Genomic DNA, 13,857 nt, shown 5'->3' on the forward strand with positions numbered 1-13,857 from the left:
TAATTATCTGGAGTGAAATCATGGAAAACCGAAGGAAACCTGCGTCTCTCGCCGGCACGCTCGACATAAACTGCGACTGCAAAGAATATGTGTAATGTGGAGCTCCACATTACACATATTCCCGCGGGGAGAGGTCGATCTCGAGAGCTTCGCGCTCCTCGTCAGACAGGTCAGCAAGCCGGCGGTCGAGCATGGCTTCTGCGGTCGACACCAGCTGGACGACAATAGCCTGCCCTTCGGCAATGGCCGTATCGATCGCGGGCAGCAGGCTGGGGAGCTTCATCGACAGAAGCAGCTGCGCGAAGAAGCGCTGCTTGGTTCCCTCGAAGATCGACAGCGCTGCGGACTTGGCACCGGAGTTGAGCGTTCCCCCGGTCTCGCTGTCGACGATCCGCGTGGCTTCCAGCGCGTCGCGCAGGTTGGCGTGGATGATCGCCCAGGCCTCAGCATAGGCATCGTAGACCGCAATCTGATCCTCGGTCAGGCAATGCTCGAGGATCTCGTACTCGACACCGGCGAATGAAAGGGCCCGGGCTGTGTAGAGTCCGAGCGACTTGAGGTCCCGCGCAACCAGTTCCATCGCGGCGATGCCGCCGTCGCGAATGTCGGCAACGAAAGCCTCGCGATTGGCGAAGGCGGTCTCCGGACCCCAGAGCCCGAGGCGCGTCGCATAGGCCAGGTTGTTGACGTCGGACGCACCGGTTGCCGAGGCGTACAGCACGCGCGCCCGGGGCAGGAGGTTCTGCAGACGCACCCCGGCAATGCCTTGCTCAGATCCCTTGACCTTGCCGCGCGATCCTTCACCGCCGGCAGCGTTGGCCATGGCGTGCGCTTCGTCGAACACGATCACGCCGTCGAAATCCTCACCGGCCCAGGCGAGGATCTGGTCAAGGCGCGTTGCGTCGTTTCGACCCGAACGCAAGGTCGGATAGGTCACGAAGAGGATCCCCTCGCGCATCGCGATGGAGGTGCCGAGTTTCCAGGACGCCAGAGGTTGGATGTCGATCGGGAGGCCGCCAAGCGCAGCCCAGTCGCGCCGGGCATCTTCGAGCAACGCCTCGTTCTTCGAAATCCAGATATGGCGGCGTTCGCCGTGCACCCAGCGATCGAGAATGACGCTTGCGACCTGGCGGCCTTTACCAGCGCCGGTGCCATCCCCAAGGAAATAGCCCTGCCGGTAGGTATGTCCTTCCGCCGAAGCCTTGAGCGAACAGCCCTTCTCCTCGGGCTCGAACCGGCCGGGAAGATCGCGGCCGTGAGCGCTGGCGGCGTAGATCAGGGTCTCTGCCTGGGCATTCGATAGCAACCCTTTGGCGATAAGTCCGCCAGGCAGCTGCGGCACCGCGTCCGGCTTGGGTGCAGCGATCGACCCCATTGCGACTGACTCAACGAGGGGCGTCGGATGCTCGGCCGCGCCATCGATGACGATCCTGCTCGGGCGGTAGGGCAGATAGTGGCCAACCTGAGGGGCAAGCCGCGCAGGGGTTTCGAGCGACTGATAGGTGAGCGACCCGATGGCGGAGGCTGGGGGCGTGATCCTGGCTGGTGTCGGCAGCGGCCTGCGCGGCACCGCCACCAGGCGAAACGGCGCACGAGCCGGGAGGCTCGATTGCTCGGGAACGGCATCCAAGATGGCGCGATCCGGCAAGGCATCGACAATATCGACCAGCTGGCGAAAGTCGTTTGTGCGGATGGCGACAGGCTCATTGGAGTCTTCCACCTTGTCGAAGACCAACAGCCGCGTGGTAATGCCGGTGCCCTGCCTGACGAACGCGCGTTCGACGGCGGCATTGAGCCTCAGCGAAACTGGCCCTTTCGCCCCGGCCAAAAACCGCACGCAGTCGAACCATTCAGGCATGATCGCGACAAGCCGCCCCCCGGACGCCAGACGGTTCCAGGCCGATCGCAGATGCCTCGCCCCAGTGCGGCCATCGTGGCCCCGCTCGATCCCGTGAGAATAGGGCGGGTTCATCAGCACGACGCTGGGGCTGATGGCCGGATCGAGCAATTCGTCGATCAGCTCGGCATCATGTCCAGTCACGCGGGCATCCGGGAATACCGCAGTCAGGCAGTCGCGGCGCAGCGGTGAAATTTCGTTCAGGACTAGGCGGGCTCCGGCTTTGGCGGCCCAGACCGCAAGCATCCCCGTTCCGGCCGAGGGCTCGAGCACGAGCTCGTTGAGCATCAGTCCGCAGGCCCGTGCGGCAAGCCAGGCCAACCGCGGCGGCGTTGCAAACTGCTGCCATTCGATCTGCTCGTCGCTGCGATTGGTTTGGGTCGGAACTCGGGCATCGAGACCGCAGAAGAACTGTTCCGCCTCGTCGATCGGGCTCGTGGGCTGGACTTGATCTGATGCTTGCAGATGTTGAACCTGCGCCAGCTCGAGCGCAGCGTGAGCATCACGGACTGACCATGCCCCGAGTGCATCGGTTCCGCCGAAGTGGTCCGTCATGATGCGGTTGATGTCGCTGCGCGAAAGCGCGCCGCCTGCTGCCAGTTGTACCGCCATTGCTTTGGCTGCCGTCACGACAAGCGGCGGAGATGGTGGATCGAATGCGAAAGCGAGGGACGAATTGGACATGGGAAACCTCCTGACGAGGTCCTGCAGCGGGCAGGCCTCAATCAGCCAAAGGCCCCCTCCCCTCTGGTCAACGGATCAGGCTTACCGGCAAGCCGGGACTTCAGCTCATCGTTCCAGTCAAAACCGGACGAGGCCGGTGCTCGTGAGTGGATGACACGATGAGGCGCAGCGTAAGCCTTCAAAGCTCGCTTCTCGGCGAGAGCGCCACCGGCATCATTGTCGATGAACAGATGGAGCTCGCGCACGCCCTCCGGGATCGCAACAAGTCCGAAGCGCTCGTTCCCGAGCGTTGCCCAGCAAGAAATCCCGAACAACTGCATTGCTGAAAGTGCGCTCTCGATCCCTTCGGCAAGTCCAAGACGCCCTTGCACCGGCGGCGCCAGCCTGACGGAACCAAAACCAAGGGAGCCAAGCGCACGCTTGGGCCGGTCGAAAGCGGCAAGCTTGCCGCTCTCCACGTTGAGAAACGTTCGGTGTACCGCGATTATGCCAATGTCGGACGTTACTGCGGCCAGCATCGCGGGCAGAAATTGGACAGCGCCGCGCGGCCCGAGCGGCGTCCGCGCCAGGTATCGGAGTTGATCGGATGCGGGCAGAAGACCGCGCTGCGCAAGGTATTGTGCGGCAGGGCCGTCGGAGATCGCCGTCCCCGATTGCCACAAGCGCCGCGCATTGGGACTGAAGTCACCATGAGTTTGCCGTTCGATGGACCTGACGTCTGAGCCATTGAACAGGTCGCGGCTGCGAAAACCTTGGCGATCCAACGCCGCAATGACGTCCTCATTCAGGCATCCCGCGAAGCAATGAAACAAGATCGCCTTTCTTCCCAGCGTCACGCTTAGTGAAGGAGTTCGGTCATCATGCGCCGGGCAGCAGCACATGCCTTTGCCCCGACTCCATGTACCCTGAAGGCTTTCGACGATCGCGCGGGCGCGGCGTTCGAGTTGATGAGGTTTGTCTAACGGGGGCATCGACCTTCTCCGGTTGAGGTGCCCTCCCCGTGCAGCCTCCACTCTGCACTCGCGCCAAACCAATTTCCTACGCCACTTGTTCTATATATGTTCTTACTCGATTCGGCTATAGAAGGATCGAGAAATGACAATGAAAGCTATCTTGGTCGCAGGCTTCGCGATCACCTCTGCTACCTCCGCCAGAGCCCAGGATTTGTCCGCGCCAGCCACAATCGAAGCCCCCGCGAGTCACTCCGAAGGCATCCGGATTGCTGAAACATCGAACGGCTTCCAGCTGGTCGAGCATGGGCTGTGGTCATCCCGTCAGGCCGGCCCGGCATCGGGTCTCATTGTACCACAAAATGGCCGGGTGAACCTGCCATACAGATACGAACCCAAGGCCAAACCTGGCCCCTCCGACTTCAGGCGAGCAAGCTACCTTCCCCACATCTATGCGGCGGAAGCGAAGTACTCATTGCCCGCGGGCCTGCTCGATGCGCTCGTATGGACAGAATCTCGATATAACCCCTTCGCCGTCAGCCCTGCAGGCGCAGCAGGTCTTGGACAGCTGATGCCAGCCACGGCAAAAGAACTCGGGGTCTTCAATCGCTTCGATCCTATGGCCAACATCTTCGGCGCGGCGCGGTATCTGCGGCAGATGCTCGACAGGTTCGGCGTGGTTCACCTCGCGGTGGCTGCCTACAATGCGGGTCCCGGCGCAGTGGAACGCGCAGGCGGCATTCCCCGGAATGGCGAGACGCCCGGATATGTCCAAGAGGTCCTTCGACAATGGCGTTTCTAAAGATCGACCCACGATGGCCATAGCACGGCCCATCATCCTGCGGTTTTTAGCTGGGCGGACTCGTAGCGGTTGCGAACCCCTGTGAGATTAGCCGACTTTGACTTCGACTGGATACTTGGCTGCAATCTGCATTACCTCCTTACCCCACAGCGCCAACGCCTCCCGTTTCTCGTTGGTATACTGGTGACGGTGATAGACGCCAGCGACGCCAGCCATAGCTGATCCTGACTGGTGATTGAGCACCGCCTCAGAAACCACCAAGGGTATGCCAAGACGCTGGAGACCAGTTGCCACCGTCCGTCGAATATCATGCATTGTGAAGTGACCGGCCTCATAGCCGAGCTTTTCGTCCACGCTTGCCCTGATGCGCTTCCAGGCCTTCGATAGTCCGCTGACGCTGTTCGTATTGGTGACCTTCGATGCCAACAGGATCTGGGATTGCTTGTGGGCCTCGTCAGGGTCGATGCCAGCCGCCATGAATATCTCGGTGATGACTGCCAGGGCCTGGGCGGATAGCGGCACCACATTCGCTTTGCCGTTTTTCGCTCGGTCGCCCGGAACTGTCCAGACTTTCGCCTTGAAGTCGAACTCATCGCACGCCGCATCAAGCACTTCACCTCTGCGTTGAGCCGTAAGAATAAGCATCTGCACGAGATGACCGAACGGATAGCCATCCTCGACCGCAGATTGCCACAGCGCAGCAAGCTCACGGTCGCTGAGTACACGGTCGCGAGGCTCATTCCGCTTCGGCCGCCATGCATCCCGGCAAGGATTGGCGGGCATATGCTCCAATCTGGTGAGCGCCCAAGTGTAGAAAGTTGAAAGGTGGCGATACACGATCCGCGCCATCGTCAGGGTTTCCTTGCCCCGCTCGAACGCAATTTTCTCAACGAAGCGGCTCACGTCACTTCGGGTTATGGAGTCCGCGAGCCGGTCTCCAATCTCGGGCTCGATGTATTTTCGGAACACTCGATCGAACTCCCTCGCGCTCCGCTTTTTGCCCTCGATCTGCTGAGCAAGGTACGTCTCGTAGAGCTCCGCGACTGTCCCGACGCCTTTTGATCCCTTTCTCTTTGCCCCCGCTTTTCTGGCGATGCTCTTGCCCTGCTCGACATCGACAAGCAGATCGCGCGCCTTCTTTCGGGCATGGGCCAGCGTAAAGCTTGGCCCATGGCGTCCGATTGTCACATTCAACCATTTGCCCTGAACCCGCTTGCGCAGAATGTACGTCTTGATACCACTGGCACCCATGCGGAGCCTAAGTCCGGGTACGATACCATCGGCGAGCTCAATCTGACCCGCTGTCGGCGCCTTCAGCCCTGCGATCTTCGCATCCGTCAAACCTACTTTGTTCGCCATATGTACCTGCTACCTTAGGTAGCTTTTTGTAGTGGATACTGGCGAACATTTCAAGAACAATGCGGACTACGAATCGCAGATTTCCGCCATTTTTGGACCCATGCGGACGCGCTAGGACCCTCTGATCATGGCTCTTAATCAGCGGGTCCTTGGTTCGAGCCCAAGTGCGTCCACCATAGCCTTCCGGCCATCAGGCGCGCGGCCTCTTTTCGGGTTTCCGGCTGGCGCGCCTTTCCTGACGAGCCCGTTGCAAGACGAAAGGGAAGCGTCCGATGGCGTGGCTCATTCTCGGCGTGGCCGTGTTCACCGAAATCTGCTGGGCCTTGAGCCTGAAATGGGCCGCGACGCTTGGCAGTTGGCAGGCGTCCGCCGTGCCCATTGCCTTGAGCTTCCTCAACATGGGCCTGCTCGCGCTGGCGATGCGGGGTATCCCGGCGGGCACCGCCTATGCGGTCTGGACGGGCCTGGGCGCGGTGGGGGTCATCATCGGCGGCATCCTCTTCTTTGGCGACCGGGTCAATCCGGCGCAGATCGCCTTCATGGCGATGATCGTGGTCGGCGTCATGGGCACCAAGCTGTTCGCATCGGCCTGACCGCAGGCTGGAGGCAGCACCCCCTGCCGGTCTTGACCGCGCGACGGACTGCGTGGGGGCAACAAAATCAGGACCGGGACGTTGGCTGGACAAGTTGCATTCATCCTTTCCCGGCTACGCTTTCCCCTGCATGATCCTTGACCGTCGCGACCTCCTGATCCGCACGCTGGGCGGCGTTCTCGCCATCGGCCTGCCGCGCGGCGTTCTGGCGCAAACCGATGTCGAGCGCGTCGATGCCCTGATCGCGAAGATGACGATCGAGGAGAAGGCCGGGCAGATGACCTGCCTGGCCGACAGTTTCCGCCCCTTCAACCCGCCCAATCCGCAGGTCGGCATCCAGGACGCCAGGCGCCTGGCCGACGAAGTGCGCAAGGGCCGGGTCGGCTGCCTGTTCAACGGCATCGGCGTCGCCGGCGCGCGCCGGGCGCAGGAGATCGCGGTCAGGGACAGCCGGCTCGGCATCCCGCTTCTGTTCGCCGGAGACGTAATCCACGGCCTCAAGACCATCTTTCCCGTGCCCCTCGCCGAAGCCTCCAGCTTCGATCCCGACCTGTGCCAGCGCACCGCCCGCGCGATGGCGGTCGAAGCCACCGCCGCCGGCCTGCACCTCACCTTCGCCCCGATGGTCGATGTCGCCCGCGACCAGCGCTGGGGCCGGGTGGTCGAAGGCGCAGGGGAGGACGTGACCCTCACCGGCCTCCTTTCCGCCGCGCGCATCCGCGGCTTTCAGGGCCGCGATCTGCGCCGCGACGACAGCCTGCTCGCCTGCCCCAAGCATTTCGCCGCCTATGGCGCGGTCGCCGCGGGCCTCGAATATGGCAATGTCGACATCAGCGACGAAACGCTGCGCGAAACCCATCTGCCACCCTTTGGCCAGGCATTCGCCGCCGGCGCGCTCACCACCATGGCCGCCTTCAACGAAATCAACGGCGTCCCCGCCACCGCCGACCGCGAGCTGCTGACCGACATATTGCGCGGCGAGATGCAGTTTCGCGGCTTCGTCTTTTCCGATTACACCGCCGATGAAGAACTGGTCGCCCATGGCTTCGCGCAGGATGACCGCGACGCCGCCCGCCTTGCCGTGCTGGCCGGGGTCGACATGTCGATGCAGAGCGGCCTCTACATTCGCTACCTGCCGGACCTCGTAAAGAGTGGCGCGGTGCCGATGGCCACGGTCGATGTCGCCGTACGCCGCATCCTTTATGTGAAGGCCGCCATCGGCCTGTTCGACAATCCTTACCGATCGCTGGACGAGGCAGCGGAAAAGACCCGCATCTTCACGCCCGCCCACCGCGCCCTCGCCCGCGAAGCCGCCGCCCGGTCGGTCGTGCTGCTGAAAAATGACGGCCTGCTGCCAATCGACCCGGCCAGAGGGCAAAAGATCGCCCTGATCGGCCCCTTCGCCGATGACACCGCCAATCTCTATGGTCCCTGGGCCTTTTACGGCGATCCGGGCAAGGGCGTCGACATCGCCACCGGCCTGCGCGCCGCTCTGCCCGACGGGGCGACGCTGACGGTCACGCACGGCAGCGCCGTCAACGCGCCGATCGACGGCGGCATCGCGCAGGCGGTCGCGGCAGCGAAGGCGGCGGACATCGTCCTGCTCGCCATCGGCGAATCGCAGGCCATGTCGGGCGAAGCCCAGTCCCGCACCGTCATCGAAATCCCGCCCGCGCAACAGGCGCTGGCCGATGCCGTCGCCGCCACCGGCAAGCCGGTCGCCGTCCTGCTGCGCCACGGCCGCGCGCTCGCCCTGCATGGTGGCGTCGCCAATGCGCAGGCGATCCTCGCCACCTGGTTCCTGGGGAGCCAGGCGGGCCACGCCATCGCCGACATCCTGCTGGGCCGGGTCGACCCGTCCGGCAAATTGCCCGTCAGCTTCCCCTGGGAAAGCGGGCAGGAGCCTTTCTATTATGACCGCAAATCAACCGGCCGCCCGGTGGTGGACGACCGCACCGAATATAAGGCGCGCTACGCCACCACCGACAACAGCGCCCGTTTTCCCTTCGGCCACGGCCTGACCTATACCGACTTCGTGCTCGACCGGCTCACATTGTCCGACACCGCGCTGCGCTGGGACGCCGCGATCGAAGTGACCGCGCGCATCACCAACAAGGGCAAGCGCAAGGGCAGCGAAGTCGTCCAGCTCTACACCCGCGACCGCGTCGCCAGCCGCACCCGTCCGATCCGCGAACTGAAACGCATGGCCCGCGTGACTCTGGCGCCGGGCGAAAGCAGGACGATACGCTTCTCCCTCTCCCGCAGGGACCTGGAATTTGTTGGCGCGAAGAGCCAGCGCATCGCCGAGCCGGGCGCGTTCGACCTGTGGGTCGGGCAATCGAGCGTCGGGGGATTGAAGGGGGCGTTCACCCTATATGCGCTGCCTGAAGCGGGCTGACATCGGATTGCGTCACCGCGCCACCAAGGACGAAACAGGGTGCGGCCATCGGACTATAGCGATGGCATGATCGCCGCATCCGATCCACATCATGGGGCCCTCCTAACCATTTGCTAATCATGACCGTGCGATAAGGGCAGACGATAACCGGGAGAGACGGGACGTGGATGACTCCTCTCGCGCCCGTCTGGGGCGCGGTGCTGCAATGCTGGGCTGGCTGTTCGAACCAGTCGGAGACGTGGACCGGGCCGGACGCGCCTTCCTGCTGGGGCAATTGCTGCGTTCGCCTGCTGCTGCGCTGATGGGGTCTTTCTGCGCGCTCACCATCATCCTTGTCGCCTTTCTGCGCACGGACAGCGGCCTGTTCATCCTGCTCGGCGGGCTGGAACTGGCCGTTGCGTCGGGCCGCGTGATCGACTGGCGCAGGCGTGAGGCGCGGGTGCGACGCAATCCCTGCATCATGCCGACGATCGACGGCGCGGTGCTGCTGTCGGCGCTCTGGTGCAGCCTTCAGGGCGTGCTGGCCTTCACCATCATGCGCGGTGACGACATGGTGCTGTGCGTGCTGGCTGCAACCCTCGTCATGGCGATGTTCGGGCCGATCTGCGCCCGCAACTATGCCGCTCCGCGCTTTGCCTTCCTGCTGATCCTGCTGGTCGACCTGCCCTTCGTTGCAGGGGCGGTCGTGTCGGCGGAGCCATGGTTCCTCGTCATCCTGCTGATCACGCCCCCCTTTCTGCTTGGCGCGACACAGATCATCGTCACCTTTCACAAGGCGCTGCTCGCCACGCTGGAGGCCCATGCCCGGATGCTGCACCTGGCCCAGCATGATTCGCTCACCGGCATCCTCAACCGGCAGGGCATGGACGACGCGCTGGGGCAGATCACGCCCCAGCCCGACCGGCACATGGCGCTGATCTCGATCGATCTTGACGGATTCAAGGCCGTCAATGACCGCCATGGCCATGGCGCGGGCGACGTGTTGCTGATGCATGTCGCCGAACGGCTGAAGGCGCAGTTGCGGCCCGGCGACCTGCTGGCCCGGATGGGCGGCGACGAATTCATGGTGGTCGTGCCGGACATGGCCACGCACCAGATCGGTCCACTGGCCGATCGTCTGATCGCGGCGATTTCGCGCTATACCTATGATCTGGGTGATGGCGTGATCGTACGGGTGGGGGCCAGCATCGGCTTTGCCTGCCTGCCGGAGGATGCGACGAACACCGTCGAACTGCGGCTCCGGGCGGACGAAGCCCTCTATGCCGCCAAGGAAGCGGGCAAGGGCGTCGGTCGTCGCTATGGCGGGCTGGCGGCATCGGCCCCGCCACTGGGCGACGCAAGCGCCGCCTGACGCCGCGCTGCACGGCGAAAGGCGACCGCAAGGGCAGCGCAGTCGGGCATCAACCGAAAAGCCGTTTCTTTTCAGCGCATGCTATCGTTACAACCCTGACGCGCTGCCCCTATGGCGCTGGCGCCAGCATAATATGGAGAGAGTGCACCCCATGTCCCTGCCCCCCAACCTCCCCCACGCCCGCTACATCGTTCTGCATCATGAGGGCGTCTGGAAGATCAATCTGGACAATAAATATTATGGCCCCTTCCCCACCCAGGCGCAGGCGGTGGACAGCGCCACGGCGACGGCGCGGCAGGCGGCCGCAGGGGGCTATCCCGCCTCCGTCCTGCTGATGCAGGGCACGACATTCGAGACGCTCTGGACCAATCAGGATTGACCTGTCCCTTGGAACATCAGCAAAAGATTTTTCGCACCTTCGCGGAACCGGGACGCCAAAACGGGTTTTACTAGCTCCAGGTTTAGCAGGATAAGGCATGAGCAAGAAGGTTCTGATCGTTGAGGACGAGATTTTCGTCGCGCTGGAAATCGAGCAGATCGTCGAGGATTCCGGTTTCGATGTCAGCGCCATCGCCGCAGACCGCGAAGCTGCTCTCGCCAGCGCCCAGGACTGTGATATCGCCCTGGTCGACCTCAACCTGCGCGATGGTCCCACCGGCCCGCAGATCGGGATGGAACTGGCCAGCCGCCACGGCATCCGCGTCATCTATGTGACCGCAAATCCTTCCCAGATCGGTGCGGCGTCCATCGCGCCGCTGGGCGTCATTACCAAGCCGTTTCGTGCGCACAGCATCGCGGCCGCCCTGAAACTGGCGGCAACGGACGAGCCTGACCTGCTGGACGTTGATATTTCCGGCTTTACGCCGTTCCCGCCGCCCGGCTCATGGAACGGGATGGGATCCAGAGGCTGATCCGCAGGCCGTCGGCCTGCCAGTCGCGCACGATCCGCCCCCCCAATTGCCGTTCCACGCTGAGCGTCATCAGCCGGCTGCCAAAGCCCGCCTGCTCCGCTGGCGCGACGGCGGGGCCGCCCTCTTCCCGCCAGTCGATCCGCACATCCTTGCCCTCCACCGCGACATGGAGATGCACCCGGCCTTCGGGCACCGACAGCGCGCCATATTTGGCCGCGTTGGTCGCCAGTTCGTGGAACAGCAGGGCGAGCGGCGTGGCGGAACGATCATCGATCCGCACATCGTCACCCGACAGCAGGATGCGTGATCCTTCCGTGCCGCGATAGGGCGCGAAAATCTGGGTAAGGATGCCCCACAGATGCCCCTGCCCCTGCCCGACCTTCGGCGCGGATTCGGCGCTGTGCGGGCGAACGAAATCATGGGCGCGGCCCAGCGCCAGGATGCGGTCGCGCAGATCGTCGGCGACCTCGCCGATTTCCGGGTGCTGGCGGGCGGACAGGCCGATCAGGCCGGCGATCACCGAAAAGATGTTCTTGATCCGGTGCGACAGTTCATGCGCGATCATCTCGCGCTCTTCCATCATCAGCTTTTGTTCGTGAATTTCGGTGCAGGTGCCGATCCAGCGGGTGATGTTGCCCGCGGCATCGCGGATCGGCAGCGCGCGGCCCAGCGTCCAGCGATAATCCCCGCTATGGTGCCGTAACCGATATTCGATCTCATAGGGATCGCCGCTGGCCAGGCTGTGGCGCCAGCGCGACCAGGCGCGCTCCTGATCGTCGGGATGGAACATGCCGCTCCACGCCTCGCCATCGGTCGACCCCACCGGCATCCCGGTATATTCATACCAGCGGGCGTTATAATAATCATGATAGCCATCGGGCAGCGTCGACCACACCATCTGCGGCATGGTGTCGGCCAGCGTGCGGAACATGCGGTCGCTGTCGGCCATCGCCGCCGCGTCCATCCTCTGCCGGGCGATGATGTCGCGGTCGCGCCGCCGCCCTTCCAGTTCCACCATCACCTGCCGCGCCATCAGGGCCAGCCCCTGGCGCTGCATCGGCGTCAGGTCGGCGCGCGGCACGGTGTCGATGACGCACAGCGCGCCCAGCGGCGTGCCGTTCGCCGCCGTCAATGGCGCGCCGGCGTAGAAGCGGATATGCGGCGCCCCGGTGACGAGGGGATTGTCGGCGAATCGCGGATCAAGGGTCGCGTCAGGCACGACGAAAATCTCTTCCCCCAGCATGGCGAGGGCGCAGAAGGAAACGTCGCGCGGGGTTTCCGTCGCGTCCAGCCCGGTGCGGGCCAGAAAACGCTGGCGCTCCTCCTCCACGATGCTGACCAGCGCGACCGGCGCGTCGCACAATTGCGCCGCGAAAGCGGTGATATCATCCAGCGAACGGAAACCGCCGGCGTCGAGATCATAGAGCGCCAGCAATGCCGTCCGGTCGGAATCCAGACCGCACATCTCAACCATCACCGACCCGCTCGATATCCGCGCCCACGGCCGACAGTTTCTCCTCCAGCCGTTCATAGCCGCGGTCGAGATGATAGACGCGCTGGACCTGGGTTTCCCCTTCGGCCGCCAGACCGGCGAGGATCAGGCTCATCGACGCGCGCAGGTCGGTCGCCATCACCGGCGCGCCGACCAGCCGGGGCACCCCCCGCACGATGGCAGTGCGACCGTTGACGGCGATGTCCGCGCCCATGCGCGCCAGTTCAGGCACATGCATGTAGCGATTTTCAAAGATCGTTTCGGTCAGCACCGATGCGCCGTCGGCCAGCGTCAGCATCGCCATGAACTGCGCCTGCATGTCGGTCGGGAAGGCCGGGAAGGGCGCGGTCGAAAGGCTGAGCGGCTTCAATTTGCCATCGGACGAAACGCGGATGCCGTCCTTGTGCGGGTCCACCTGAACGCCCGCGTCGCGCAGCGCGACCAGGATGGCGTGCATGTCGTCGGCATTGGCGCCAGCCAGGTCGAGCGAGCCGCCGGTGATGGCGACGGCGCAGGCATAGCTGCCCGCCTCGATCCGGTCGGGCATGACGCGATAGGTCGCGCCGTGCAGCCGGTCACGGCCATGCACGATCAGCTTGTCGGTGCCCACCCCTTCAATGTCCGCGCCCATGGCCAGCAGCAGATTGCACAGATCGACGATTTCCGGTTCGCGCGCGGCATTTTCCAGAATGCAGGTGCCCTTGGCCAGCACGGCCGCCATCAGCGCATTTTCGGTCGCCCCGACCGACACCACCGGAAAGGTGTAGATCCCGCCGGGCAGGCCGCCATCCGGCAGGCTGGCGCGGACATAGCCCGCGTTGATCTCCAGCATCGCGCCAAAGGCTTCGAGCGCCTTGAGGTGCAGGTCGATCGGCCGGTTGCCGATGGCGCAGCCGCCAGGCAAGGACACGCGCGCTTCGCCCGCGCGGGCGAGCAGCGGCCCCAGAACCAGGATCGACGCGCGCATTTTCCGCACGATGTCATAGGGCGCCTCGGTCGACGTGACGCGGCCTGCGCGCATGGTCATGACCCGACCGAAATCTTCCGGCCGGGCGCCTTCGATCATGGTCGACACACCCAACTGGTTCAGCAGGTGGCCGAAACTGTCGACATCGGCCAGGCGCGGCAGGTTGCGCAGCGTCACCGGCTCGTCCGTCAGCAGCGCGCAGGGCAGCAGGGTGAGCGCGGCGTTCTTGGCGCCGGAGATGGGCAGGCGGCCGTTGAGCGCATTGCCGCCGCGGATATGAATACGGTCCATTAGGCAGGGTTAATAACGTCTATTGCGCCCCGCGCAAGGCGGCTGCGCAAGCAATTGCGGCCCATGGACGCCGGGTGCGCCAAGGCGTTGAAACATTATTGCAAAGCGTCCGCCAACCTTGATCGAGTTTAGTGCGCATCCTGAAAATGCAGCCAAAAGGCG

General features: G+C 64.0%; 11 protein-coding genes. 6 read left to right on the forward strand and 5 right to left on the reverse strand.

Annotation, left to right across the window (positions count from 1 at the left end):
* Positions 1-109 precede the first annotated feature (109 nt).
* Both Q4610_RS17805 and Q4610_RS17810 read right to left on the reverse strand, forming a co-directional pair.
* Complete coding sequence (locus Q4610_RS17805) at positions 110-2,581, reverse strand: strawberry notch-like NTP hydrolase domain-containing protein (protein ID WP_304537290.1); 2,472 nt, start codon at positions 2,579-2,581, stop codon at positions 110-112.
* 41 nt (positions 2,582-2,622) lie between these two features.
* Positions 2,623-3,552: a DUF7146 domain-containing protein gene (locus tag Q4610_RS17810; RefSeq protein WP_304537291.1), complete on the reverse strand. Its 930-nt coding sequence runs from the start codon at positions 3,550-3,552 to the stop codon at positions 2,623-2,625.
* Positions 3,553-3,676: 124 nt separating this feature from the next.
* On the opposite strand from Q4610_RS17810, the gene Q4610_RS17815 reads away from it, so the two are divergent.
* The gene (locus tag Q4610_RS17815) at positions 3,677-4,333 is read left to right on the forward strand and encodes a lytic transglycosylase domain-containing protein (protein WP_101794850.1); all 657 of its coding nucleotides are present in this window, start codon (positions 3,677-3,679) and stop codon (positions 4,331-4,333) included.
* Between the two features lie 87 nt (positions 4,334-4,420).
* Here Q4610_RS17815 and Q4610_RS17820 read toward each other — a convergent pair whose 3' ends face one another.
* On the reverse strand, positions 4,421-5,692 hold the full coding sequence (locus Q4610_RS17820; protein WP_304537292.1) for a tyrosine-type recombinase/integrase: 1,272 nt from the start codon (positions 5,690-5,692) through the stop codon (positions 4,421-4,423).
* Positions 5,693-5,964: 272 nt separating this feature from the next.
* Here Q4610_RS17820 and Q4610_RS17825 point away from each other — a divergent pair, with 272 nt between their 5' ends.
* The 5 genes from Q4610_RS17825 (at position 5,965) to Q4610_RS17845 (ending at position 10,945) form a co-directional block, all read left to right on the forward strand.
* The gene (locus Q4610_RS17825; protein WP_304537293.1) at positions 5,965-6,285 is read left to right on the forward strand and encodes a DMT family transporter; all 321 of its coding nucleotides are present in this window, start codon (positions 5,965-5,967) and stop codon (positions 6,283-6,285) included.
* 130 nt (positions 6,286-6,415) lie between these two features.
* Positions 6,416-8,683, forward strand: a complete 2,268-nt coding sequence (locus Q4610_RS17830) for a glycoside hydrolase family 3 N-terminal domain-containing protein (protein ID WP_304537294.1) — start codon at positions 6,416-6,418, stop codon at positions 8,681-8,683.
* A 163-nt stretch (positions 8,684-8,846) separates the two neighbouring features.
* Positions 8,847-10,034: a GGDEF domain-containing protein gene (locus Q4610_RS17835; protein ID WP_304537295.1), complete on the forward strand. Its 1,188-nt coding sequence runs from the start codon at positions 8,847-8,849 to the stop codon at positions 10,032-10,034.
* Between the two features lie 151 nt (positions 10,035-10,185).
* Complete coding sequence (locus Q4610_RS17840) at positions 10,186-10,413, forward strand: DUF2188 domain-containing protein (RefSeq protein WP_425262587.1); 228 nt, start codon at positions 10,186-10,188, stop codon at positions 10,411-10,413.
* Positions 10,414-10,510: 97 nt separating this feature from the next.
* Positions 10,511-10,945, forward strand: coding sequence for a response regulator (locus Q4610_RS17845; protein WP_304537296.1), 435 nt, complete (start codon positions 10,511-10,513; stop codon positions 10,943-10,945).
* On the opposite strand, the gene Q4610_RS17850 is transcribed toward Q4610_RS17845, so the two are convergent.
* The gene (locus Q4610_RS17850) at positions 10,893-12,419 is read right to left on the reverse strand and encodes a PAS domain-containing protein (protein ID WP_304537297.1); all 1,527 of its coding nucleotides are present in this window, start codon (positions 12,417-12,419) and stop codon (positions 10,893-10,895) included. The genes Q4610_RS17845 and Q4610_RS17850 overlap by 53 nt on opposite strands.
* On the reverse strand, positions 12,412-13,695 hold the full coding sequence (gene murA / locus Q4610_RS17855; protein ID WP_304537298.1) for a UDP-N-acetylglucosamine 1-carboxyvinyltransferase: 1,284 nt from the start codon (positions 13,693-13,695) through the stop codon (positions 12,412-12,414). The genes Q4610_RS17850 and murA overlap by 8 nt, the downstream gene beginning before the upstream one ends.
* Between the last annotated feature and the right edge of the window lie 162 nt (positions 13,696-13,857).

Origin of the sequence: Sphingobium cyanobacteriorum, from assembly GCF_030580935.1 — a bacterium.
In the GTDB taxonomy this organism is placed as follows: Bacteria; Pseudomonadota; Alphaproteobacteria; order Sphingomonadales; family Sphingomonadaceae; genus Sphingobium; species Sphingobium cyanobacteriorum.

Excerpts from the sequence above, each read along its gene's own strand:
- Q4610_RS17805 (WP_304537290.1), bottom strand. The coding sequence starts at position 2,581 with ATGTCCAATTCGTCCCTCGCTTTCGCATTCGATCCACCATCTCCGCCG.
- Q4610_RS17810 (WP_304537291.1), bottom strand. The coding sequence starts at position 3,552 with ATGCCCCCGTTAGACAAACCTCATCAACTCGAACGCCGCGCCCGCGCG.
- Q4610_RS17815 (WP_101794850.1), top strand. The coding sequence starts at position 3,677 with ATGACAATGAAAGCTATCTTGGTCGCAGGCTTCGCGATCACCTCTGCT.
- Q4610_RS17820 (WP_304537292.1), bottom strand. The coding sequence starts at position 5,692 with ATGGCGAACAAAGTAGGTTTGACGGATGCGAAGATCGCAGGGCTGAAG.
- Q4610_RS17825 (WP_304537293.1), top strand. The coding sequence starts at position 5,965 with ATGGCGTGGCTCATTCTCGGCGTGGCCGTGTTCACCGAAATCTGCTGG.
- Q4610_RS17830 (WP_304537294.1), top strand. The coding sequence starts at position 6,416 with ATGATCCTTGACCGTCGCGACCTCCTGATCCGCACGCTGGGCGGCGTT.
- Q4610_RS17840 (WP_425262587.1), top strand. The coding sequence starts at position 10,186 with ATGTCCCTGCCCCCCAACCTCCCCCACGCCCGCTACATCGTTCTGCAT.
- Q4610_RS17845 (WP_304537296.1), top strand. The coding sequence starts at position 10,511 with ATGAGCAAGAAGGTTCTGATCGTTGAGGACGAGATTTTCGTCGCGCTG.
- Q4610_RS17850 (WP_304537297.1), bottom strand. The coding sequence starts at position 12,419 with ATGGTTGAGATGTGCGGTCTGGATTCCGACCGGACGGCATTGCTGGCG.
- murA (WP_304537298.1), bottom strand. The coding sequence starts at position 13,695 with ATGGACCGTATTCATATCCGCGGCGGCAATGCGCTCAACGGCCGCCTG.